The following is a 21,308-nucleotide window of genomic DNA, read 5'->3' as shown; positions in this document are numbered from 1 at the left end:
CATTCGGCGTTGTCGGTTATGCCGGGAAAACCCAAGGGTCCAGACGTGGGTTCCCCGATCCGCGAAAGTTCCCGCGCGTTCAGCCGTTTTTTTCGACGAAGCGTGGCAACATTGCCGAAAAGTCGCGGCCCCGCCCGTCCTCATGCTCGACGAACTCGCGGTAAAGCTGCTGCGCCAGGGCGCCCATCGGCGTTTGCGCCCCGGCCGAGGACGCGGCGGCCTGCGACAGGTCCAGATCCTTCAGCATCAGCTCGGCCGCGAAGCCGGGCTTGTAATCGTTGTCGGCGGGCGATTTCGGCCCCACGCCGGGGGCGGGGCAATAGGCGTTCATGGACCAGCTATAGCCCGAGGAGGTGGAGACCACGTCGAACATCTTCGCGCGGTCCAGGCCCAGCTTGTCGGCAAGCGCGAAGGCCTCGCAGGTGGCGATCATGGTCACGCCCAGGATCATGTTGTTGCAGATCTTGGCAGCCTGGCCCGCGCCCGACGCGCCGCAATGGACGGCCTTCTGGCCCATGATGTCGAACAGCGGCCGGACCGCCGCGAAGGCATCGTCCGATCCGCCCACCATGAAGGTCAGCGTCCCGGCCTGCGCCCCCCCGATCCCGCCCGAGACAGGCGCGTCAAGCGCCCCCAGCCCCGTCGCCTGCGCCTGCTGGGCCACCGCGCGGGCGCTGTCCACATCGACGGTGGAGCAGTCGCAGAAGACGGCGCCGGCCTTCATGGCCGGGATCACCTGATCGGCCACCGCGCGCAGGATTTGCCCGTTGGGCAGCATGGTGATGACCACGTCCGCATCCGACGCCGCCGCTGCCGCGCTGTCGGCCAGGGTCAGGCCCTCGGGCCGCGCGGCGGTATCAAACCCCGTGACCTGGTGCCCGGCGCGCGCAAGGTTCAGCGCCATCGGCGCGCCCATGTTGCCAAGCCCGATGAATGCGATCTTCATGCCATCTCCCCCAAGTTCAGTTCATGCATCCCAAGCGGCGCCAGCAGGGCCGCCACGTTGTCAGGGCTGGCATCGGCCATCCATCTGGGCTTGCGGTCCTTGTCGATGATCTGGGCGCGCACCCCTTCCAGGAAGTCGGTGGCTTCGGTGGCGCGATGGGTGAAGCGGTATTCGCGGGCAAGCGACTCCTGCATCCGCGCGTCGTTCCGCGCGGCGCGCACCATCACCAGACCCGCCGCCATCGACAGGGGCGAATTGCCTGCCAGGATCTTCAGGGTCTGCGCGTCTCCCGCCTGTTCCAGGGCGTCGATGATGTCGGCCACCGTCTCCTGGGCAAAGGCCGACAGGTCGCTGGTCTTCAGGGGAGCGGTGGGGGGATCCTGGCCTTCGATCAGGGACAGGTTGCCCGTGGCCTCCAGCCGGGCGATCAGGTCGGGCCATTCGCTTTCCGGCAGATAGGTGTCGGCAAAGCCCGCGTGGATCGCATCGCCCGCGCCCATCCGCGCGCCGGTCAGCGCCAGGTATTCGCCGATCCGGCCCGGCGCGCGGGACAGAAGCCAGGTGCCGCCCACGTCGGGGATCAGGCCGATGCCGGATTCGGGCATGGCGATCTGGGTCGTGTCGCCCACGATGCGGTGGCTGGCATGACCGCCCACGCCCACGCCGCCGCCCATCACGAAGCCCTGCATGAAGGCCACGATGGGCTTCGGATAATCGGCGATGGTCGCGTTCATGCGGTATTCGTCCGCGAAGAATCGCTGCCCCAGGGCGTGATCGCCCGCAAGCCCGGCGCGATAGACCGCCGCGATGTCGCCGCCCGCGCAAAAGGCGCGTTCGCCCTCGGCGTCGATGATGACCAATTCAACCTGCGGGTCGTCGCGCCAGGCGTCCAGCGTGTCCTGGATCGCCAGGGCCATCTCGTGGCTCAGCGCGTTCAGCGCGCGGGCCCGCGTGAAGGTGATGCGCCCGGCGCGGCCGGTCTTGCGGATGTTCAGGTCGTCCAATTCTACCCCCGTTCGGCCAGCATCGCGCGCGCGACGATCAGGCGCATGATCTCGTTCGTGCCTTCCAGGATCTGGTGGACGCGCAGGTCGCGCACGATCTTCTCGATCCCGTAATCGGCCAGATAACCATAGCCGCCATGCAGTTGCAGGCAGCCATTCGCCACCTCGAAGGCGCGGTCGGTGACGTGCAGCTTGGCCATGGCGCAGAACTTGGTGGCATCGGGCGCGCCGGTGTCAAGCTTCCACGCCGCCTGGCGCAGGAAGACGCGCGCCGATTGCAGCGCCGTTTCCATCTCGGCCAGGCGGAATTGCAGCGCCTGGAACTGGTCGAGGCTTTGGCCGAAGGCGCGGCGTTCGCCCATATAGGCCAGCGTCGCATCCAGCGCCGCCTGCGCGCCGCCAAGCGCGGTCGCCGCGATGTTCAGCCGCCCGCCGTCCAGGCCCGCCATGGCATAGGCAAAGCCGCGCCCTTCCTGGCCCAGCAGGTTGCCCGCCGGAATGTCGCAGTCGTCGAACTGGACCTGCGCGGTGGGTTGGGCGCGCCAGCCCATCTTGTCCTCGGGCGCGCCGAACGAAAGGCCGGGGGTGCCGTCCGGCACGATCACCGCGCTGATGCCCTTGGGGCCTTCGCCCCCGGTGCGGACCATGGCGATATAGGCGTCCGAATAGCCCCCGCCGGAAATGAAGGCCTTGGTGCCATTCAGCCGCCAGCCGCCGTCGGTCCGTTCGGCCCGCGTGCGCAGGCTGGCTGCGTCCGATCCGCTGCCGGGTTCGGTCAGGGCATAGCTGAAGACCGTTTCCATGCTGCACAGGCCCGGCAGCCAGCGCGCCTTGGCATCGGCGGAGCCGAACTTGTCGATCATTCCGCCGCACATGTTGTGGATCGACAGGAAGGCCGCGACCGAGGGGCAGGCCATCGCCAGCGCTTCGAAGACCAGCGTTCCGTCCAGCCGCGACAGGGCGGACCCGCCGTATTCCTCGGCCACGTACAGCCCGCCAAAGCCAAGCGCCGCCACGTCTGCCCACAGATCGCGCGGGATGGTGCCACAGGCCTCCCACTGCCGGGCATGGGGGGCGATGCGGTCCTGGCCGAAGTCGCGCGCCAGATCGACGATGGCCCCCTGTTCCTCGGTCAAGGCAAAGTCCATGCCCTCATCCCTCCCCGGACGATCGCGAATTGAACATGCGTTTCATTGCCCTGTGTGCGGCGTCTTGGCAAGCCGGGTCACAGATCCCGGTGGAATTCCCCCACCAGATGCCGGACCAGTTCGCGCATCGCCTCGTCCTGCGTGGCGCCCGCGGCGATGGCGCGCGACAGGACGGCACGCTGGCGGGCGGCGGAACCCCCTTCGGCCACGATGTCGCGGGTGCGCGCGACCTGGGGCTGGCTGCCCAGGGCGTCGGCATCCGTGGCGATCAGCGCCAGCCAGTCCTCGACCGCCTCCGCGAAGGGGATGATCCGCCCCGCGCCAAAGTCGATCATCCCCTCGGCCATGCCATGGCGGGTGGCGCGCCAGCGGTTCTCGGCGATCAGGAAGCTGTCGTATTGCCGCCACCGCTGGTTCCGGCGCGACAGGCGCCACAGCATCCGCACTGTCGCCTGGATCAGCGCGGCCAGCGTGATCGTGTCGTCCAGTCGGGGCGAGGCGTCGCAGACCCGCGTCTCCAGCGTCGGGAACCGGGACGAGGGGCGCAGATCCCACCAGATCTTGGAACTGTCCTCGATCACCCCCACGTCGGTCAGCGCGCGGACGGATCGGTCGAAATCGTCCCAACTGCCGAATTGCGGGGGAAGGCCGGTCCGGGGCATCCCGCCGAAGACGGTGGTGCGATAGGACGCAAGCCCCGTGTCGCCGCCCTGCCAGAACGGGCTCGATGCCGACAGCGCCAGCAGATGCGGCAGGAAATAGGTCATCTGGTTCATCAGGTCGATGCGCAGCGCGGGATCGTCGATGCCCACATGGACATGCATCCCGCAGATCAGCATCCGCCGCGACACCGCCCCCATGTCGCGCGACAACTGGTTGTAGCGGTCCTTGTCGGTGTGGTGCTGTTCGCGCCAGTCCGCGAACGGGTGGCACGAGGCCGAGATGGGCGCCAGCCCATGGTTTCCCGCGACCTGTGCCACCGTGCGGCGCAGATGCGCCAGATGCCCGCGCGCATCCGCGATGGTGGCGGAAACCGTCGTTCCGACCTCGACCTGGCAGCGCAGGAATTCGGGGCTGAAGGCGTCGCCCAGGGCCGCCTTGCATTCGGCCATCAGGACGTCGGGGGCAGGGGCAAGATCGCCCGTTGCGGGATCGACAAGCAGGTATTCTTCTTCGATGCCAAGGGTGAAATCGGGGTCTTCGGACATGGATTTCCTGATGCTGATCTACCGCAGTGACATGAACACCGCAGGCCCGCGCAGCGCCGGGCGGCCAGGCGCCGAATTTCCGAAAGGTGCGGATTTTATGCAACAGTCATGTTTTTGCCATGAAAGTCAAACAGCCCTTTCGCCTGCAATCATCCGGGCAATCAGGCTTTGCAACTGTTGCGGGAAAATCAATTGCTTAACGCTGCGGCTACCGAAACAAAAAGCTTCTTTTTGGCAACCGAATTCATAAAGTCATTGTTCAGGTGTTGTTAACGATTTGAGTGTACGATTAAAATACTTCGGAAAATGGCGTTTGCCGCCATGATGATCCTGCCTGCCTTTGCCGCATCGGCTGCTGTCATCGATTTCGACCAGGCCACGCTTGGCACCCACACCAACTATGTCGAGGATGGCTTTGTCTTTGACAAGCTCCGCGTGTTCCGGGCGTCCTGTGCAAACAAGGCCAGCAAGCCCTGTGGCGCCGAAAACGCCTTTCGCGACACGACGATGAAGCGGGTCGATGGCGGCGCCTTCCATCTCAAGAGCCTCTGGTTCAGCATCATTTCGACGGCAAGCCCCTTCAAGCTGGTGACGGACAAGGGGTCGATGACCTTTGCCCTGGGCGACATGCTCGATTCGGCGCTTGTCCAGGTGAACGAGGGCTATGTGGCCAATCTGGCGGACAACGCGATCTTCGAACATATCAACTTCCTGAAGATCGTGGACCTGTCGCTGGGCGCCGAGGGGACCGGGCGTGCCAGGGGCAACCTGCGCTTTGACGATCTGGACGTGGCGCCGGTGCCGCTGCCTGCCGCGGGCGTCCTGCTGATCGCGGGCCTTGGCGGTTTCGCCCTGGTGCGCCGCCGCAAGCAGGTCTGACCGGCGGGAAAGACAAGAAAGGGCGGGGTTTCGACCCCGCCCTTCGTTGTTTCAGTCCATGGCGCGGAAGTTGAATTCCCCGCCTTCCTTGATGCCCGACGGCCAGCGGGCCGTCACCGTCTTGGTCCGCGTGTAGAAGCGGAAGGCGTCGGGACCATGCTGGTTCAGGTCGCCAAAGCCCGATTTCTTCCAGCCGCCAAAGGTGTGATAGGCCAGCGGAACCGGGATCGGCACGTTGACGCCCACCATGCCGATATTGATGCGGTTGGCGAAATCGCGCGCGGTGTCGCCGTCGCGGGTATAGATCGCGGTGCCGTTGCCGTATTCATGGCTCATCGCCAGGCCGATGGCTTCCTCATACGATCCGGCGCGGACGGTGGACAGGACCGGGCCGAAGATCTCGGTCTTGTAGATGTCCATGTCGGGGGTCACGCGGTCGAAGAGGTGCGGGCCGACGAAGAAGCCGTTTTCATAGCCCTGCAGGTTGAAGTCGCGGCCATCCAAGACCAGTTCCGCGCCCTGGTCGATGCCCGACTGGACCAGCCGCAGGATGTTCTCCTTCGCGGCCTTGGTCACGACCGGGCCGTAATCCACGTCATTGCCCGCCGTATAAGGTCCGACCTTCAGCTTCTCGATCCGGGGGATCAGGCGTTCGATCAGCGCGTCGGCGGTCTTTTCGCCCACGGGAACGGCCACGGAAATCGCCATGCAGCGTTCGCCCGCCGCGCCATAGCCCGCGCCGACAAGCGCGTCGGCGGCTTGGTCCAGATCGGCATCCGGCATGATGATCATGTGGTTCTTGGCGCCGCCGAAGCACTGCGCCCGCTTGCCGGTCGCCGCCGCGCGTTCATAGATGTACTGCGCGATCGGGGTCGATCCGACAAAGCCCACCGCCTGAATGGTCGGGTTGTCCAGGATCGCGTCCACGCTGTCCTTGTCGCCGTTGACGACCTGCAGCACGCCATCGGGAAGCCCCGCTTCCTGCAGCAGCGCGGCCAGCATCAGCGGCACCGACGGGTCGCGTTCCGAAGGCTTCAGGATCATCGCGTTCCCGGCGGCAAGCGCGGGGCCCATCTTCCACAGCGGGATCATCGCGGGGAAGTTGAAGGGGGTGATGCCCGCGACCACGCCCAGCGGCTGGCGCATGGAATACATGTCGATGCCGGGGCCGGCGCTGTCGGTGAATTCGCCCTTCAGCAGATGGGGGGCGCCGATGCAGAACTCGATCACCTCCAGCCCGCGCTGGATGTCGCCCTTGGCGTCGGGGAAGGTCTTGCCGTGTTCGCTGGACAGCACCTCGGCCATCTTGTCCATGTCGCGGTTGATGAGGCGCACGAACTCCATCATCACGCGGGCGCGGCGTTGCGGGTTGGTGGCACCCCATTTCACCTGGGCACTCGCGGCGCGTTCCACGGCGTGGTCAAGCTCGGCCTTGGTGGCCAGCGACAGCTTCGCCTGAACCTCGCCCGTGGCGGGGTTGAAGACATCGCTGAAACGGCTCGAGCTGCCCTTGTATTCCTTGCCGTCGATCCAGTGGTGAATCTCTTTCATCGCATCCTCCTTGGTTGCGCGAACCCTAGCCTTGCGGATTTGCCGGATAAAGAGGAAGGGTGGCAAAGACGTTTTGCAGTAATGCAAAGGCTGCACATGGATTGGGACGATCTGCGCATCTTTCTGGCGGTCGCGCGGGCGGAAAGCCTGTCAGGGGCCGGGCGCAGGCTGGGCATGGACGCCTCCACCATCGGGCGGCGGATCGCGCGGCTGGAAAGTGCTGTGGGCGCCGCGCTGTTCGCCAAGACCCCGCAGGGATATGCCCTGACGGCCGAGGGGGCGCGCCTGGTCGCCCCCGCCGAGGCCGCCGAGCAAGGCGCCAATGCCGCATCCGAGGCCCTGCGTCACGAGGCCGGGCTGACCGGCCAGTTGCGCATCGGCGCGCCGGACGGTTGCGCGAATTACCTGCTGCCGCAGGTGGCGCGCGACATGTGCGCCGCCCATCCGGGGCTGGAGATCCAGATCGTCGCCCTGCCGCGCGTGGTGAACCTGACCAAGCGGGAAGCCGATATGGCCGTGGCTGTCTCGCCTCCCGACACGGGACGGCTGACGGTGCAGCGGCTGACGGATTATCACCTGCACCTGGCCGCGCATGAAGATTACCTGCGCGCCGCCCCGCCGATCCGCGACCTGTCGGATCTGCGGGGCCACCGGATGATCGGCTATATCCCCGACATGATCTTCGACCGGGAACTGGATTACCTGTCCGAAACGGGGGTGCAGTCGGCGGCGATCACGTCGAACTCGGTCTCGGTGCAGATGCAGGCGATCCGGGCGGGGGCGGGGGTGGGGATCGTCCACGACTTCGCCATCCCCTTCGCGCCGGGGGTGGAACTGGTTCTGCCTGACCGCATCGCCTTGAAGCGCAGCTTCTGGCTGATCCGCCATGCCGACGACCGCGCGTCACGGCGCTTGTCGCTGCTGGCCGACCTGCTGGCGCAAGGGCTGCGGGCCGAGGTCGCGCGGCTGGAATCGCAGCTTGCCGCGCCAAGCCTTCGTCGCACTTGACGCATGACGATTTGCTGAAAATGATGGGGGTTGCAAAAGCCCCCAGGAGGACGCCCGATGCTTGTCAACCAGATGCTGTCGATGAAATCCACCTCGGGCAAGCCGGGGATCGAGGCGCAGACGATCGTGACCATCCGTCCTGAAGCGACCCTGGCCGAGGCGGCAAGGATGCTGTCCGAAAAGCGGATCGGCGCCGTGGTCGTGTCCGATGACGGCAGGAAGCCCCAAGGCATCCTGTCGGAACGCGACATCGTCCGCCAGCTTGGCGCGCATGGCCCCGACGTGCTGTCCACCCCCATCGCCGAGGTGATGACCCGCAACGTCCAGACCTGCACCATGGGCGACGACGCGATGGTCATCCTGGAGCGGATGACGCAGGGCCGCTTCCGTCACCTGCCGGTGGTCGATGGCGACGGCAACATGCTGGGCGTGGTGTCCATCGGCGACGCGGTCAGCGGGCGGCTGAAGGAACTGGCTGCCGAGAAGGAAGCCCTGACCGGGATGATCATGGGCGCCTGAAGGCCCCGCAATTGCTTGCAATTCCGGCAGCAATCGGTTTTTCCTGCACGGCAGGCAAGCACAAGGACGCCGTTGATGCGCATCGGTCTTTATCCCGGCACTTTCGATCCGATCACGCTGGGCCATGTCGATATCATCCAGCGCGCCATGGCGCTGGTGGACCGCCTTGTCATCGGCGTCGCCATCAACCGCGACAAGAAGCCCTTGTTCGATCTTGAGGAACGGGTGGCGATGGTGCAGGCCGAATGCGACCAGATCGCCAGCCGCACCGGGGGCGAGATCGTCGTCCACCCGTTCGAGAACCTGCTGATCGACTGCGCCCGCGACGTGGGCGCATCCGTGATCGTGCGCGGCCTGCGCGCGGTCGCCGATTTCGAATACGAGTTCCAGATGGTCGGCATGAACCGCGCGCTGGATGCCAGCATCGAGACGGTGTTCATGATGGCCGACGCCCGGCGGCAGGCCATCGCATCCAAGCTGGTCAAGGAAATCGCGCGGCTTGGCGGCGACGTGTCCAAATTCGTGACCCCCTCGGTCCAGCAGGCCTTGGAAAGCCGTTATCGCGGATAAGGCTTGCGGCGATCCGCGCGGCTGCTAGCATTCCCCTGAACGCGCCAAACCTTTGACCGGAGGGATGCTTGACCCGATCCGACCTGCCCGCGCGCGACCGCACCCTGCCTGACGAACTGCCTGATCCCGGCCACATCAAGCTGTCGGACCTGTCCGACGCGCTGACCCTGGGCTGGCGCGATTTCCGCCGCGCGCCGGTCTTTGGCCTGGCCTTTTCGGCCTTCTATGTTCTGGGCGGCTGGGCCCTGGCCTCGGTCGCCTTCGCATCGGGACAGGACTGGTGGCTGATCCCCTTCATCCTGGGCTTCCCGCTGATCGCCCCCTTCGCCGCCGTCGGGCTTTACGAGGTCAGCCGCCGGATTGAATCGGGCGAGCCCCTGGACACGAGCCGCATCCTGCGCGTGGTCTTCGAACAGCGCCAGCGCCAGATCCCGTCGATGGCGATGGTGATCCTGCTGCTGTTCATGTTCTGGGTCTTTGTCGCGCACACGGTCTTTGCGCTGTTCATGGGCGTGTCGGCGCTGACCCACATCACCACCTCGGCCGAGGTGCTGCTGCAGGGCCGGGGCCTTGTCATGCTGGTGCTGGGCACGATGATCGGCGCGGGTTTCGCCGCCGTGCTGTTCAGCTTTACCGTCGTGGGCCTGCCCCTGTTGCTGGACCGCGAGGTCGATTTCATCACCGCCATCATCACCTCCTGCCAGGCGGTGGCCGAGAACCTGGGCGTCATGGCCGTCTGGGCGGCGCTGATCGCGATCTGGCTGTTCGTGGCCATCGTGCCGGGCTTCCTGGGGCTGCTGGTGGTGCTGCCGGTGCTGGGGCACGCAAGCTGGCACATCTATCGCCGGGTGATGGCGGGCTAGGATGGATCGACAGTCAATTCCGGCGTTCCATTTCGATTGGCGAAGGCCATCGCCTTCGCCAGGCGCTGCCAGTGCCATCTAAGCCGCCGGGCCCCAAGGCCTGGCCAGCGCCCGCCCCGCTCCCGGCGGGCGCCGGCCTACCGGGGTCGTGGAATGGCACCGTCTCTGATGGCACCGTCACACGCGGACGGGGGAAACGCATGCGTTTCCTGATCCCGCCCGTGTGGGGAATTTCCTGTGTCGCTGAATGTCGATTGGCTCTAACCCCGCCCGATGAAGGGCATGTTGGTGGCCATCACGGTCATGAACTGCACATTCGCGCCTTGGGGCAGGCCCGCCATGTGCAGCACGGCATCGGCCACCACCGCCACGTTCATCAGCGGTTCCGCGTCCGGCGCATTGGTGCTGACCTGGGTCAGCAACTCGGTCGCGGCATTGCCGATGTCGATCTGCCCGCAGGCGATGCCGAAGGGCCGCCCGTCCAGCGACAGCGCCTTGGTCAGCCCCGTCACCGCGTGTTTCGAGGTGGTATAGGCGACCGATCCCGGACGCGGCGCATGGGCGGAAATGGATCCGTTGTTGATGATCCGCCCACCCTGCGGGTCTTGCGCGCGCATCAGCCGGAAGGCCGCGCGGGCGCACAGGAACATGCCCGTGACATTGACCGCGACCACGTCGCGGAAGGTGCCGGGGTCCATGGTGTCGGGCGTGGCCGGATCCGCGCCGCGCCCGGCATTGTTGAACAGCACGTCCAGCCGCCCCCATTCTGCGTGGCAGCGGTCGAAGGCTGCGTCCACGGGGGATTCATCCGTCACGTCGCAGGGCAGGATCAGCGCCGGGGCGCCGCCTGCGGTTTCCCGCAGCGCATCCGCCTTGCGGCCCAGAAGCGCGACCCGCCAGCCCGCCGCCAGGAAGCGGCGCGCGGTGGCCCGCCCGATGCCGCTGCCCGCGCCGGTGATGATGATGGATCGCGCCTTTTCCATGTCAGATCACCTTCTGCCGCTGCTGGCCCAAACCGTCGATACCCAGCCGCATGACCTGCCCGCGCTTCAGATAGACGGGCGGCTTTTGCCCCATGCCGACGCCCGGCGGCGTGCCGGTGGCGATCACGTCCCCCGGTTGCAGCGTGGTGAAGCGGGAGGTGTAGGATACGATCTCCTCGGGCCCGAAGACCATCGTCGCGGTGGTGCCGTCCTGATGGCGGTGGCCGTCCACCTCCAGCCACAGGCGCAGCGCGCGGGGGTCGGGGATGTCATCGGCCGTGACCAGCCAGGGCCCGATGGGGCCGAAGCCGTCATGGCCCTTACCCTTGTCCCAGGTGCCGCCGCGCCGCAACTGCCAGTCGCGTTCGCTGATGTCGTTGATGACGCAATAGCCCGCGATATGGTCCGCGGCCCGGTCCATCAGAATGTCGCGCCCCCCATCGCCGATGACGATGCCCAGCTCGACCTCCCAATCGGTCGCCGTCGATCCTTCCGGTAGGTGCAGGTCGTCGTCGGGCCCGGCGATGCAGCTTGTCCATTTAGTGAACAGGATCGGCTCGGTGGGCACGTCCATCCCGGCCTCGGCGGCATGGTCGGCATAGTTCAGCCCGACCGCCAGGAACTTGCCCACGCCGCCCACGCAGGCGCCAAGGCGCAGATCCTGCTGCGGCGTGCCCTCGACCAGCGGCAGCGAGGCCGGGTCAAGCGCCTGCAGCGCCGCAATCCCCGCGCGGGTCAGGCAGGCGCCGTCGATGTCGGCGACATGGCCCGACAGGTCGCGCACCCGGCCGTCGCCGTCCAGAAGCCCCGGCTTTTCGGCGCCCTTTTCGCCATAGCGTACAAGTTTCATGCATTCTCCCCCTGCTGTGACCGGCACAGGCTAGACCATGTGGCGGGCCTTGATTTTGCCCGATTGCCAGATGCTTTATGCGGCGACGGGCGAAAGTCGGGCGCAGCCATGCAAAAGGCCCGCGCAAGGGCGGGCCGTTCGGTCATGCCGTATGCTTATTCCGATGCGGGGGGCGCCAGCTTCTTGGTCGGGCCGTTGGCGAGGGGGTCTTCCTGCCGCTGGACCGAGCCTTCGAAATGCGCGCCAGATTCGATGGCGATGGTCTTGTGGATGATGTCGCCTTCCACCCGTGCCGTGGCGGTCAGGCGCACTTTCAGGCCCCGCACGCGGCCCACCACGCGACCATTCACCACGACCTCGTCGCCTACGATCTCTCCACGGATGGTGGCGCTTTCGCCGATCACCAGTTGATGGGCGCGGATGTCGCCCTCGACGGTGCCCTCGATCTGGATGTCGCCTTCGGTGCGGATATTGCCCACCACCGTCAGGTCGGACGACAGGACCGACGGCGCCGTGCGGCGCGCGGGCGCCGTCACCGGGGCTTCGGCCCGGTCATGGCTGGGGGCGGCGGGCGCGTCGGGGTTGCTGGTCGCGGCGCCCGAGGCGGGGGGCGTCTGCGGTTTTTCGGTCACGCGGGTCTTACTGAACATTGCTTGCAGCCTTGATGAAGCTCATCGGGTCAACGGCCCGACCCTTCATCCGCACCTCATAATGCAGGTGCGGCCCGGTCGAGCGTCCGGTATTGCCCATAGCACCGATCAGTTCGCCTTGCGACACCCTTTGGCCGACCTTCACGTTGATCCGCGACAGGTGCCCGAAGCGGGTCTCGACCCCCAGTTCATGCTGGATCTTAATGAGGTTGCCATAGGCGCCCTGACGGCCCGCATGGATCACGATACCGTCGCCCGTCGCATGGACCGGCGTGCCGACCGGCGCGGCCATGTCCACGCCCTCATGCGCACGACCCCAGCGGCGCCCGAAGCCCGAAGTATAGCGGAAGGACTGCTTCACCGGCATCGCCAGCGGCAGCTTTTCCATGGCGATGCGATAGGTGTTCATCTGGTCCAGCGTGACGATGATCTGGTTGGCCTTCGTCTCGCTGTTGGTCAGTGCCGCATCGCCGCGCGTGGAGCGGCCCATGGGCGTCAGCGGCCCGCCCTGGCCGGAATAGCCCTCGCGGATCGTCGCCAGCACGTCGTCGGGGTTCATGCCCACGGACCGGAAGACCTGGTCCAGCGGCTCGACCGAGACGGTGACGGCGTCTTCAAGCTGGGTCAGGATTTCGTCGTTGCGCGCCAGGATCTGCTCGCGCTCGACCGACAGTTCCTGGACGGCGTGCCGGGCCTCCTCGGCCTCCTGCATGGCGGTGGCGCGTTCGTCGGCGGCCTGGCGCAACTCGCCGGTCAGGATATCCAGGGCCGCGGTCACCTCCGCGCGGCGGGCGGGATCGGTCGCGGCATCGGTGCCGGTCGCGTCGGCCAGGGCCTGCTGCCCGCCCTTTCCTTCGGCCAAGGCATCGCGCAGCGAGGATTGGACCACGTCCAGACCGGCCTGCAATTCGCGGCGCTGTTCCTCGGAGGACAGCAGTTGCGACTGCATCTGCGATACCTGCTCCAACGCGGCGGTGAAGCGGCTTTGCGCGGCCAGTGCCTCGGCCGCGCGGGCGTCGCGTTCCTGGGACAACTGGGTCAGGCGCTGCTCGAACGCGGCCTGGGTACTGATGATCCCGTCGCGGGACGATCCCGCGCCCATCGCGTCGATGGCCAGAATGGAGCTTGCGACCAGCGTCCAGCCGAAGGCCAGGGTGATGCCGCCGAGGGCGGCCAGCTGGGTCAGGGGACGCAGGCGGACAAAGCGGGTGTCGTCGTCGGAGCGCAGGAACAGGCGTTTCTCGGGCAGGATCCGTTCGAGCGAGGCATTCAGGCGGTTCGTCACATGCGGCAAATTCATGTCCCCCGACGTCGCGCCCAGGTTGAGTCGGGCGATCTGGTTCCAGTTCGCAGCGGGTAAACCGCATGTGTGCCTTCCTGGCAACAGGGGCAGGCGTCCCGGTTCCCTTGATGCGCGGAAGCCTGCCTTGACGGGCGAAAATCCGCCGATGCAATCAAGATATGGGGGTGAGCTTCAGGAAATTTCATAAGGAAGGGGTCCGTCGCGGTCCATCGGAATGTGCAGGGGGCGGTCGATCGGCGGCACCGACCGCTGGTGGCAATCGGGCCGGGGGCAGATCCGGCAGGAAATCCCGATGGGTTCGAAGGCGCGGGGCTTGGTCAGATCCAGGCCGTCGGCGTAGACGACACTGGCGGCATGGGCGACCTCGCAGCCCAGGCCGATGGCGAAGCGGCGGACGGGGGCGTTGAAGGCGCCCGCGTGCTTGGACACGTCGCGCGACATCAGCAGGTATCGCACCCCGTCCGGGGTTTCGGCCAGCTGGCGCAGGAAGCGGCCCGGCTGCTCGAACGCCTGGTGGACGTTCCAGAGGGGGCAGGCGCCGCCGAAGCGGGCGAATTGCAGGCGGGTCGCGGAATGGCGCTTGGTGATGGTGCCCGCCTGGTCCACGCGGACGAAGAAGAAGGGCACGCCCTTGGCGCCGGGCCGCTGTAGGGTGGACAGCCGGTGCGCCACCTGTTCCAGCGATGCGCCGAACAGATGCGACAGCCGTTCCAGGTCGTGGCGTTCGGCCTGCGCCGCCGACAGGAAGGCGCGATAGGGCATCAGCGCCGCGCCCGCGAAATAGTTGGCAAGGCCCACGCGCGCCACGTCCCGCGCCGTCTGGCTGCGGAAGCGTGCCAGATCCAGCGTGGCGTCCAGCAGGTCCGCCTGTCGTTCCAGGGCCACAAGGTGCAGCAACTGGAAGATCTGCGTCGGGCGTTCGGCGGCGGCGTTGATGTGAACCTCGGTCCCCATCCGGCGGAAGACGGAATTGGCGGGCAGTTCCGTGCGCGTCACGCGGATGCCGCGCTGCGCCAGCGCAGCGACACCCGCGTCCCACGGATCCAGCCGCTGGCCCGCCGGGCAGGCGAAGCGTTCCGCCGCGCGGTCCACGGCGTCGATATAGTTGTCGCAGTAATGGAAGAAGTCGCGCACCTCCTCCCACGGGGTGGACAGCGCGTTCTGGCCGGAAGCGCCGATGGCCTCGTCCAGGGCGGCCAGCCGTTCCTGCCCCTGGCGGTGGGCGCGGTAGAGGTCCAGGAAGGCCCGCGCCAGCACCGGCGCGTTGGTCGCGGCCAGGCGCAGGTCGGCAAGCGGCGGGGCGGCGTCGAACAGGGGATCGGCCAGGGCCTCCTGCATGTCGATGACCATGCGTTCGGCGTCGCCCGCCGCCAGCGTGGACAGATCAACCCCGAATTCCTGCGCCAGCCGCAGCAGCACGCCGACCGAGATCGGGCGGTGGTTATTTTCCATCTGCGACAGATAGGGCAGCGAGACCCCCAGCCGGTCGGCGAACCGCTTTTGCGTCAATCCGCTGCGCCCGCGCGTTTCGCGCAGCGAGGTGCCTGCATAGATCTTCTGCGTGGCCATGATGAGTCCCCCCATTTGCAAAAGCTGCACTAGCCTTTGCAAAGCGGCCCAGGCAAGGGCCGTGATCGGGGGGAAGGGGGCAGGGTGAGTCGGGGTCATGGACGCACCCTGGCGCAGAAAGCCTAAGATATCGTTGCCGCTTGCGCGATCCGCGCCGCCGGGCTTTGATCGGACCATGAAGCAGCGTGGTGGCAGCCGCATCCTCACCGGAACCCGCATCCGCGAACGCCGCCTGGCGCTGTCGCGGCGGCAGGCGGATGTGGCGCGGGCGGCGGGGATCTCGGCCGCCTATCTGAACCTGATCGAACACAACCGCCGTCCAGTGGGCGACCACCTGGTCAGCCGCCTTGCCGCCGCGCTTGAGGTATCTGCCGCCGAACTGGCCGAGGGGCGCGAGGAAGCCCAGATCGCCGCGTTGCGAGAGGCCGCGGTGCGCCTGCCCGATGATGTGGCCCCCGAACTGGACCAGGCGCCCGAACTGCTGGCCCGTTTTCCCGGCTGGTCGTCGGCGCTGATCGCCACCGCGCGCCGGGCCGATGCGCTGGAACGCCAGCTTGTCACGCTGTCCGACCGGATGACGCAGGATCCCTATCTGTTGACCACGCTGCACGAGGTTCTGTCGGCGGTCACCTCGGTCCGCTCTACCGCATCCATCCTGGCCGAGGGGGGCGAGATCCCGCCTGACTGGCGCGAACGGTTCCATGCGAACCTGGACGCGGACAGCCTGCGCCTGTCATCCACCGCGCAGGCGCTTGTCGCCTATCTGGACAGCTTCGACACGCAGGGCGCGATCTATACCCCGCAGGAGGAGGTCGAGGCCTGGCTTGCCGCCGGTGCGCCGCCGGTGGAGGAGGCGGGCGACCTGGCCTCGGACGCCGCGCGGGCCATGGCGCGGGCCCATCGGCAGCGGATGGAGGAGGAGCGCGCGGCCCTGCCCGACATCGCCCTGGCCGAGGCCGTGGCCGAGGATCCCGACCCGCTGCGCATGGCGGACCGGCTGCGCGCCCCGCTGGATCTGGTGATGCGGCGGCTGGCGGTGCTGAAGCCCACGGGCTTCGAAGCCGCCGGGCTGCTGGTCTGCGACGGATCGGGGGCGCTGACGCTGCGCCGCCCCGCGCCCGGCTTTCCGCTGCCCCGGCCCGGCGATGCCTGCCCCCTGTGGCCGCTGTTCCAGGCGCTCGCCGCCCCCCAGACGGCGATTGCCAGGCTGGTTGAGGCGCCGTCGGGCCGCCGCTTCCGCACCCTGTCGCTGGCGACCCGCCACCAGCCGCTGGGCACGGGCGGCCCGGTCCTGACCCGCGCGCAGATGCTGATCCTGCCCGAGGAACCCGGATCGCCCGCCCGCCCGGACCTGCTGATCGGTCCTGCCTGCCGCATCTGCCCGCGCGCCGAATGCGTGGCCCGGCGCGAACCGTCGATCCTGGCCACCGCCTGAAGACAGGCTTTGACAGCCGCCGCCCCGCCACCCATTATCGGATCAAATGCCCAAAGGGAGAGGGGGCCCCGGCGGTATGCTCGACATCCTGATGATCGAGGACGAACCGAACATTGCCGAGGCCGTACGCTTCATCCTGACCCGCGAGGGTTGGCAGGTGGCGCTTCACGGCGACGGGTTGGGCGGGATCGAGGCGATCCGCGGGGCCAAGCCGCGCCTGGTGATCCTGGACGTGATGCTGCCGCATCGCTCGGGGACCGAGATCCTGGCGGAACTGCGGGGCGATCATGATGCCAGCCTTGCGGCCACGCCGGTCTTGATGCTGACCGCGCGCGGGCAGGCATCCTTGCAACTGCCTCAGGCCGATGCGGTGCTGGCCAAGCCCTTTGCCAATGACGAACTGCGCGCGGTGGTGCGCCGGATGCTGAACTGACAGGCCATGCCCGACCGGCCGCTGTTCCTTGAACGCGCCTCGTTCCGCCGCAGGCGGCTGGGCGACGCGGCGCGCGTGCTGCCGGTGCTGGCGGCGGGGCTGATCCTGGTGCCGGTCTGGTGGATGCCCGCGCAGGTCAGCTTTGCCGCGGGCACCGTCTGGATGTTCGGCATCTGGGCCGCGCTGATCGGGGCCATCTGGGCGCTGCACCGCGCCCTGCGCCGCGCCGACGCCGCGACCCTGCGAGCCAGCCAGGCCATCGCGCAGGACGACGACCATGCCCTTTGAGGCGCTTGTCGCGGGCTGCCTTGCCTATGTCGCGCTGATGTTCGGCGTGGCCTTCGCCGCCGACCGGGCGGCGTCGCGCGGGCGCGTGCGCTGGCTGGATCATCCGGCGGTCTATACGCTGTCGCTGTCGGTCTATTGCTCGGCCTGGACGTTCTATGGCGCGGTGGGTTACGCCAGCCGCTCGGGGCTGGAATTCGCCACGATCTATCTGGGGCCGACGGTCGTTTTCACCGGCGCCTGGTGGGGGCTGCGCCGCCTGGTGCGGGTGGCGCGGATGCACCACGTCACCTCGATCGCGGACCTCATCTCGGCGCGCTTCGGCAAGTCGAACCGGCTGGCCGCCATCGTCACGCTGATCGCGGTGATCGCGGCCACCCCCTATGTCGCGCTGCAACTGCAATCGGTCAGCCTGTCCTTCGAGGTCTTCGCGACCGACAGCCTGACCGATATTTCCATGACCGGGCCCATGACCGGGCCCATGGCCGGGGGCGGGGGCACGGCGCTGTGGGTGGCGGCGGGGCTGGCGCTGTTCACCATCGTCTTCGGCACCCGCAACCTGGCCGCCGACGAACGCCACCACGGCGTCGTCACCGCCATCGCGCTGGAGGCCATCGTCAAGCTGCTGGCCTTTCTGGCGCTTGGCGTCTTCGTGGTCTGGGGACTGGCGGACGGTCCCGGCGACATGCTGGCGCGCATCGCGCAGCGCGCGGGTGATCCGGGCTGGATCCTGCGTCCCGACCGCTGGACCGCGCTGATCATCGTGTCGGGCGCGGCCGTCATCGGCCTGCCGCGCATGTTCCAGGTGCTGGTGGTCGAGGCCGCGGACGAGGACCGCCTTGCCACGGCAGGCTGGGCCTTTCCGGCTTATCTGTTCGCCATGTCGCTGTTCGTGCTGCCCATCGCGATCATGGGCCAGCAGCTTCTGCCCACCGACGCCAATCCCGACCTGTATGTGCTGACGCTGCCCGCCGCGTCGGGGCAGAACTGGCTGGCCTTCCTGGTCTTCCTGGGCGGCTTTTCGGCGGCCACGTCGATGGTGGTGGTCTGCACCATCGCGCTGTCCACGATGATTTCCAACCACTGGCTGGTGCCCTTGTGGCTGGGCCTGCGCCGCAAGCCGCAAGGGGACGACCCCGAGGATCTGCGCGGCTTCGTGCTGAACGCCCGGCGGCTGGCGATCCTGTCGGTGATGGCCGTGGGCTGGGTGTATTACCGGGCGACCGGGGGGACGACGGCGCTTGCCTCGATGGGGCTGGTGGCCTTCACCGGCATGGCGCAGGTGCTGCCCGCGATGATCGGCGGGCTTTTGTGGCGGGGCGCGAACCGGCAGGGCGCCTATGCCGGGGTGGGCTGCGGATTCCTGCTGTGGCTGGCGATGATCTTCCTGCCCTCGGTCGGGATCGGGACGCCGCCCGTGCCCGGCAACGCCGATCCGCTGGCCTTCGCCATCTTCCTGTCGCTGACGGTCAACACGCTGGCCTTCATCGGCTTGTCGATCTTCGGGATGCCCGATCCGGTCGAGCGCCTGCAGGGCCTGTCCTTCGTCAGCGCCGTCGATCCGGTCCGCCACAGCCGCATGGCGCGCAGCGGGGGCGAGGCCGAGCCCCTGCTGGTCATGGCCCGCCGCGTCTGGGGGGCCGAGGACGCGCTGCGCTTCTTCCAGGCCGAGGCCGCATTCCAGGGCAAGTCCGGCTATCTGCCCGACCTCACGCCGCGCTTTCTGACCCGGCTGGAACGGCGGCTGGCGGGCTCCATCGGGGCGGCCACGGCGCACGCGATGATCGACAGCGTGGCGGGGGGCGCGGAACTGACCGTGTCCGACCTGATGCAGGTCGCGACCGAGGCGCGGCGCGCCAAGGAGGAAACGCAGCGCCTGGAAAACGCCACCGCCGAACTGGCGCGCACCGCGCGGCAGTTGCGGGAAGCGAATGACAAGCTGACCGCGCTGTCGGTCCAGAAGGACGCCTTCCTGGGCCAGATCAGCCATGAATTGCGCACACCCATGACCTCGGTCCGGGCATTCTCGGAAATCCTGCGCATGCCCGATTTGCCCCCTGCCGACCGCGACCGCTTCGCCAAGATCATCTACGATGAGGCCGGGCGCCTGACCCGGCTGCTGGACGACCTGCTGGATCTGTCGGTGCTGGAAAGCGGGCAGGCGCAACTGTCGATCACGCCCGCCAACCTGCACGACCTGATCGACCGCGCGCTGTCCGCAGCCTCGGCCACGCGGCCTGAACGCGTCTTTCGCGTGGATCGGGAACCGCTGTCCGAATATGTGGCCATCGTCACCGATGCCGACCGGCTGCTGCAGGTGCTGATCAATGTCATCAGCAATGCCCGCAAATATTGCGACGCCGAACCGCCGCTGCTGACGATCCGCGTCCGGCGCAGCCTGCGCGGGGCGGCGCAGATCGACATCATCGACAACGGATCGGGGATCGAGGCCGCACGCCAGGCGCTGATCTTTGAGAAATTCGCCCGCCTGAACGATCCCGCGCGGGCAGGGGGCGCGGGCCTGGGCCTGGCGATCTGCCGCGAGATCATGGCAAACCTGGGCGGGGAAATCACCTATCTGCCCGGCCAGGGGGGCGCGGCCTTCCGCATCGTGCTGCCGCGCCGCCCGCCGGTCCCGGTCAATGCGGGGCTGCAGCGCGCGTAAACGCTTTGTCAACCGCTTGCTGCCAGGGTGCGGGGCAGGGAACGGGCGATTCGGGGTTTGTCATGGCGCAACGGGGACAGGCGGGACGACTGTGGGCGCTTTTGCAGGCGCGCGCCCAGGGCGGTGCGGACAAGCCCGCGCGGCTGCCGCAGCCGCAGCCCTTGTCGCCTGCGCGGGCCGCAGCCAACGCGGTCGGCCGCGCCGCCGAACGGCTGTACCGCCTGCCCGTGCTTCCCATCGACATCAGGTTTGGCGCCGCCACGCTGGCCGAACTGCCCGAACTGCTGCCCGACCAGTCGCTGCTGGTGGTCCTGCAGGGACCGGGCGACCAGATCGGCATGATGGCCATGTCCTTCGACACCGTGACCGCGCTGATCGAGGTGCAGGCCCTGGGCCGCGTCACCGCGCGCCCGGCCGAACGCCGCCGCCTGACCCGCAGCGATGCCGCGATCTGCGTCGATTTCGTCAATGCGCTGATGACGGAACTGGGGACCGAGATGGCGGCGGTCGAAGGCTTCGGCCCGGTCAGCGGCTATCGCTATGCCACCCATCTGGACGACCCCCGCCCCCTGGTCCTGATGCTGGAGGATCGGCCCTATCGCAGCCTGTCGCTTGATCTGCGCTTCGGCGGGGCCGAGACGCGCGACGGCACGATCCTGATCGCCCTGCCGCACAGGGCCGAGACGCGCATGGCGGATGCAGGACGCGCGCTGCCCGCGCCAGCGCCGGCCACCGCCAACTGCGCCACGCTGGCCCATGCGATGACCGCCGCCCCGGTCGAGGTTGTGGGCGTCCTCTGCCGCCGCACGGTGACGCTCGGCGAATTGCGCGCCCTGGTCCCCGGCAAGCTGCTGCCCCTGCCGCGCGTCACCCTGGCCGAGGCGCGGCTGGAAACGCGCGACGGGCAGTTGCTGGCCACCGGCAAGCTGGGCGAATCCGAAGGCTGCCATGCGCTGCGCCTGCACGATCCCTCCCGGCCCGCCGCCGAACGGCCGACCGTTCCGGTCGCCGCCACCCCCATCCTGCCGCCCGCCGATCTGTCGGACAAGGATCCGTTCCGCGCCGCGGCCGACCCGCAGTCGGCGGGGGACAAAGCGCCGGTCCAACTGGCCCCAGGCGCGTGAATCATTCTTTACACTTGAAATCCGGGGCTTCCGGTCGCATCTAACCCCCGTCCCGAATCAGGCGGGGCGATCAGAATGGAGTAGTCATGGCCAAGGAAGAAATGCTCGAATTTCCTGGCGTCGTGAAGGAACTCCTGCCTAATGCGACGTTCAAGGTCGAGCTGGAAAACGGCCATGAGATCATCGCGCATATGGCAGGAAAGATGCGCAAGAACCGCATCCGCGTCCTTGCCGGCGACAAGGTTCAGGTGGAAATGAACACCTATGATCTGACCAAGGGACGGATCAATTACCGCTTCAAGTGATGTGGGCGCC

22 protein-coding genes are annotated in these 21,308 nt (G+C 67.7%); 12 read left to right on the top strand and 10 right to left on the bottom strand.

Annotation, left to right across the window (positions count from 1 at the left end; genetic code table 11):
• Positions 1 to 79: 79 nt before the first annotated feature.
• From mmsB to AAIL68_RS04860, 4 genes are all read right to left on the bottom strand, one after another.
• Positions 80 to 946, bottom strand: coding sequence for a 3-hydroxyisobutyrate dehydrogenase (gene mmsB, locus AAIL68_RS04875; RefSeq protein WP_347138438.1), 867 nt, complete (start codon positions 944 to 946; stop codon positions 80 to 82).
• Entirely contained in the window at positions 943 to 1,950 is a 1,008-nt protein-coding gene (locus AAIL68_RS04870) for a 3-hydroxyisobutyryl-CoA hydrolase (RefSeq protein ID WP_347138437.1), read from the bottom strand. Before AAIL68_RS04870 ends, mmsB begins: the two co-directional genes overlap by 4 nt.
• A 2-nt stretch (positions 1,951 to 1,952) precedes the next feature.
• Positions 1,953 to 3,098 carry an acyl-CoA dehydrogenase family protein gene (locus AAIL68_RS04865; protein ID WP_347138436.1) on the bottom strand — a complete coding sequence of 382 codons (1,146 nt, stop codon included), beginning with the start codon at positions 3,096 to 3,098 and terminating at the stop codon, positions 1,953 to 1,955.
• A 77-nt stretch (positions 3,099 to 3,175) separates the two neighbouring features.
• The gene (locus tag AAIL68_RS04860) at positions 3,176 to 4,306 is read right to left on the bottom strand and encodes a carboxylate-amine ligase (RefSeq protein WP_347138435.1); all 1,131 of its coding nucleotides are present in this window, start codon (positions 4,304 to 4,306) and stop codon (positions 3,176 to 3,178) included.
• Between the two features lie 10 nt (positions 4,307 to 4,316).
• Between AAIL68_RS04860 and AAIL68_RS04855 the strand changes: the two genes are divergently transcribed.
• Together AAIL68_RS04855 and AAIL68_RS04850 are read left to right on the top strand one after the other, a co-directional pair.
• Positions 4,317 to 4,556 (top strand): hypothetical protein, encoded by a 240-nt coding sequence (locus AAIL68_RS04855; RefSeq protein WP_347138434.1) that lies wholly within the window; start codon positions 4,317 to 4,319, stop codon positions 4,554 to 4,556.
• A gap of 56 nt (positions 4,557 to 4,612) precedes the next feature.
• On the top strand, positions 4,613 to 5,185 hold the full coding sequence (locus AAIL68_RS04850) for a VPLPA-CTERM sorting domain-containing protein (RefSeq protein WP_347138433.1): 573 nt from the start codon (positions 4,613 to 4,615) through the stop codon (positions 5,183 to 5,185).
• A 51-nt stretch (positions 5,186 to 5,236) separates the two neighbouring features.
• Here the strand turns inward: AAIL68_RS04850 and AAIL68_RS04845 are convergent, their stop codons facing one another.
• Complete coding sequence (locus tag AAIL68_RS04845; protein ID WP_347138432.1) at positions 5,237 to 6,736, bottom strand: CoA-acylating methylmalonate-semialdehyde dehydrogenase; 1,500 nt, start codon at positions 6,734 to 6,736, stop codon at positions 5,237 to 5,239.
• Positions 6,737 to 6,832: 96 nt separating this feature from the next.
• On the opposite strand from AAIL68_RS04845, the gene AAIL68_RS04840 reads away from it, so the two are divergent.
• The 4 genes from AAIL68_RS04840 (at position 6,833) to AAIL68_RS04825 (ending at position 9,696) form a co-directional block, all read left to right on the top strand.
• Positions 6,833 to 7,744 (top strand): LysR family transcriptional regulator, encoded by a 912-nt coding sequence (locus AAIL68_RS04840; protein ID WP_347138431.1) that lies wholly within the window; start codon positions 6,833 to 6,835, stop codon positions 7,742 to 7,744.
• A 57-nt stretch (positions 7,745 to 7,801) separates the two neighbouring features.
• A complete protein-coding gene (locus AAIL68_RS04835) occupies positions 7,802 to 8,263 on the top strand; it encodes a CBS domain-containing protein (protein ID WP_347138430.1) in 462 nt (153 codons plus the stop codon).
• A 75-nt stretch (positions 8,264 to 8,338) separates the two neighbouring features.
• Positions 8,339 to 8,833, top strand: coding sequence for a pantetheine-phosphate adenylyltransferase (coaD, locus tag AAIL68_RS04830; protein ID WP_347138429.1), 495 nt, complete (start codon positions 8,339 to 8,341; stop codon positions 8,831 to 8,833).
• A 68-nt stretch (positions 8,834 to 8,901) separates the two neighbouring features.
• Entirely contained in the window at positions 8,902 to 9,696 is a 795-nt protein-coding gene (locus tag AAIL68_RS04825; RefSeq protein WP_347138428.1) for a DUF2189 domain-containing protein, read from the top strand.
• 260 nt (positions 9,697 to 9,956) lie between these two features.
• On the opposite strand, the gene AAIL68_RS04820 is transcribed toward AAIL68_RS04825, so the two are convergent.
• The 5 genes from AAIL68_RS04820 to AAIL68_RS04800 all read right to left on the bottom strand — a co-directional run bounded on the left by AAIL68_RS04820 (position 9,957) and on the right by AAIL68_RS04800 (position 15,051).
• Positions 9,957 to 10,679 (bottom strand): SDR family oxidoreductase, encoded by a 723-nt coding sequence (locus AAIL68_RS04820; RefSeq protein WP_347138427.1) that lies wholly within the window; start codon positions 10,677 to 10,679, stop codon positions 9,957 to 9,959.
• A gap of 1 nt (position 10,680) precedes the next feature.
• Positions 10,681 to 11,529 (bottom strand): fumarylacetoacetate hydrolase family protein, encoded by an 849-nt coding sequence (locus AAIL68_RS04815; RefSeq protein WP_347138426.1) that lies wholly within the window; start codon positions 11,527 to 11,529, stop codon positions 10,681 to 10,683.
• Positions 11,530 to 11,684: 155 nt separating this feature from the next.
• A complete protein-coding gene (locus AAIL68_RS04810) occupies positions 11,685 to 12,179 on the bottom strand; it encodes a polymer-forming cytoskeletal protein (RefSeq protein WP_347138425.1) in 495 nt (164 codons plus the stop codon).
• Complete coding sequence (locus AAIL68_RS04805; protein ID WP_347138424.1) at positions 12,169 to 13,464, bottom strand: M23 family metallopeptidase; 1,296 nt, start codon at positions 13,462 to 13,464, stop codon at positions 12,169 to 12,171. The genes AAIL68_RS04810 and AAIL68_RS04805 overlap by 11 nt, the downstream gene beginning before the upstream one ends.
• Positions 13,465 to 13,653: 189 nt before the next feature.
• Positions 13,654 to 15,051, bottom strand: coding sequence for a short-chain fatty acyl-CoA regulator family protein (locus AAIL68_RS04800; RefSeq protein ID WP_347138423.1), 1,398 nt, complete (start codon positions 15,049 to 15,051; stop codon positions 13,654 to 13,656).
• Positions 15,052 to 15,226: 175 nt separating this feature from the next.
• Between AAIL68_RS04800 and AAIL68_RS04795 the strand changes: the two genes are divergently transcribed.
• The 6 genes from AAIL68_RS04795 to infA all read left to right on the top strand — a co-directional run bounded on the left by AAIL68_RS04795 (position 15,227) and on the right by infA (position 21,298).
• Positions 15,227 to 16,486, top strand: a complete 1,260-nt coding sequence (locus AAIL68_RS04795) for a short-chain fatty acyl-CoA regulator family protein (protein ID WP_347138422.1) — start codon at positions 15,227 to 15,229, stop codon at positions 16,484 to 16,486.
• A gap of 76 nt (positions 16,487 to 16,562) precedes the next feature.
• Positions 16,563 to 16,919 carry a response regulator gene (locus AAIL68_RS04790; RefSeq protein WP_347138421.1) on the top strand — a complete coding sequence of 119 codons (357 nt, stop codon included), beginning with the start codon at positions 16,563 to 16,565 and terminating at the stop codon, positions 16,917 to 16,919.
• Between the two features lie 6 nt (positions 16,920 to 16,925).
• The gene (locus AAIL68_RS04785; protein WP_347138420.1) at positions 16,926 to 17,207 is read left to right on the top strand and encodes a hypothetical protein; all 282 of its coding nucleotides are present in this window, start codon (positions 16,926 to 16,928) and stop codon (positions 17,205 to 17,207) included.
• Entirely contained in the window at positions 17,197 to 19,869 is a 2,673-nt protein-coding gene (locus tag AAIL68_RS04780) for an ATP-binding protein (protein WP_347138419.1), read from the top strand. Before AAIL68_RS04785 ends, AAIL68_RS04780 begins: the two co-directional genes overlap by 11 nt.
• A 62-nt stretch (positions 19,870 to 19,931) precedes the next feature.
• Entirely contained in the window at positions 19,932 to 20,993 is a 1,062-nt protein-coding gene (locus tag AAIL68_RS04775; RefSeq protein ID WP_347138418.1) for a FliM/FliN family flagellar motor C-terminal domain-containing protein, read from the top strand.
• Positions 20,994 to 21,079: 86 nt separating this feature from the next.
• Positions 21,080 to 21,298, top strand: coding sequence for a translation initiation factor IF-1 (gene infA, locus AAIL68_RS04770; protein ID WP_036716789.1), 219 nt, complete (start codon positions 21,080 to 21,082; stop codon positions 21,296 to 21,298).
• Positions 21,299 to 21,308 lie beyond the last annotated feature (10 nt).

This window comes from Paracoccus sp. SSK6 (assembly GCF_039770665.1).
Lineage (GTDB): Bacteria > Pseudomonadota > Alphaproteobacteria > Rhodobacterales > Rhodobacteraceae > Paracoccus.
Note: the sequence above shows the minus strand (reverse complement) of the source record. Positions and strands in the feature narration are given on the sequence as shown.

Coding starts and splice junctions, on each gene's coding strand:
- mmsB (WP_347138438.1), bottom strand. CDS start 946: ATGAAGATCGCATTCATCGGGCTTGGCAACATGGGCGCGCCGATGGCG.
- AAIL68_RS04865 (WP_347138436.1), bottom strand. CDS start 3,098: ATGGACTTTGCCTTGACCGAGGAACAGGGGGCCATCGTCGATCTGGCG.
- AAIL68_RS04860 (WP_347138435.1), bottom strand. CDS start 4,306: ATGTCCGAAGACCCCGATTTCACCCTTGGCATCGAAGAAGAATACCTG.
- AAIL68_RS04855 (WP_347138434.1), top strand. CDS start 4,317: ATGCTGATCTACCGCAGTGACATGAACACCGCAGGCCCGCGCAGCGCC.
- AAIL68_RS04850 (WP_347138433.1), top strand. CDS start 4,613: ATGGCGTTTGCCGCCATGATGATCCTGCCTGCCTTTGCCGCATCGGCT.
- AAIL68_RS04845 (WP_347138432.1), bottom strand. CDS start 6,736: ATGAAAGAGATTCACCACTGGATCGACGGCAAGGAATACAAGGGCAGC.
- AAIL68_RS04840 (WP_347138431.1), top strand. CDS start 6,833: ATGGATTGGGACGATCTGCGCATCTTTCTGGCGGTCGCGCGGGCGGAA.
- AAIL68_RS04835 (WP_347138430.1), top strand. CDS start 7,802: ATGCTTGTCAACCAGATGCTGTCGATGAAATCCACCTCGGGCAAGCCG.
- coaD (WP_347138429.1), top strand. CDS start 8,339: ATGCGCATCGGTCTTTATCCCGGCACTTTCGATCCGATCACGCTGGGC.
- AAIL68_RS04820 (WP_347138427.1), bottom strand. CDS start 10,679: ATGGAAAAGGCGCGATCCATCATCATCACCGGCGCGGGCAGCGGCATC.
- AAIL68_RS04815 (WP_347138426.1), bottom strand. CDS start 11,529: ATGAAACTTGTACGCTATGGCGAAAAGGGCGCCGAAAAGCCGGGGCTT.
- AAIL68_RS04810 (WP_347138425.1), bottom strand. CDS start 12,179: ATGTTCAGTAAGACCCGCGTGACCGAAAAACCGCAGACGCCCCCCGCC.
- AAIL68_RS04800 (WP_347138423.1), bottom strand. CDS start 15,051: ATGGCCACGCAGAAGATCTATGCAGGCACCTCGCTGCGCGAAACGCGC.
- AAIL68_RS04795 (WP_347138422.1), top strand. CDS start 15,227: ATGAAGCAGCGTGGTGGCAGCCGCATCCTCACCGGAACCCGCATCCGC.
- AAIL68_RS04790 (WP_347138421.1), top strand. CDS start 16,563: ATGCTCGACATCCTGATGATCGAGGACGAACCGAACATTGCCGAGGCC.
- AAIL68_RS04785 (WP_347138420.1), top strand. CDS start 16,926: ATGCCCGACCGGCCGCTGTTCCTTGAACGCGCCTCGTTCCGCCGCAGG.
- AAIL68_RS04780 (WP_347138419.1), top strand. CDS start 17,197: ATGCCCTTTGAGGCGCTTGTCGCGGGCTGCCTTGCCTATGTCGCGCTG.
- AAIL68_RS04775 (WP_347138418.1), top strand. CDS start 19,932: ATGGCGCAACGGGGACAGGCGGGACGACTGTGGGCGCTTTTGCAGGCG.
- infA (WP_036716789.1), top strand. CDS start 21,080: ATGGCCAAGGAAGAAATGCTCGAATTTCCTGGCGTCGTGAAGGAACTC.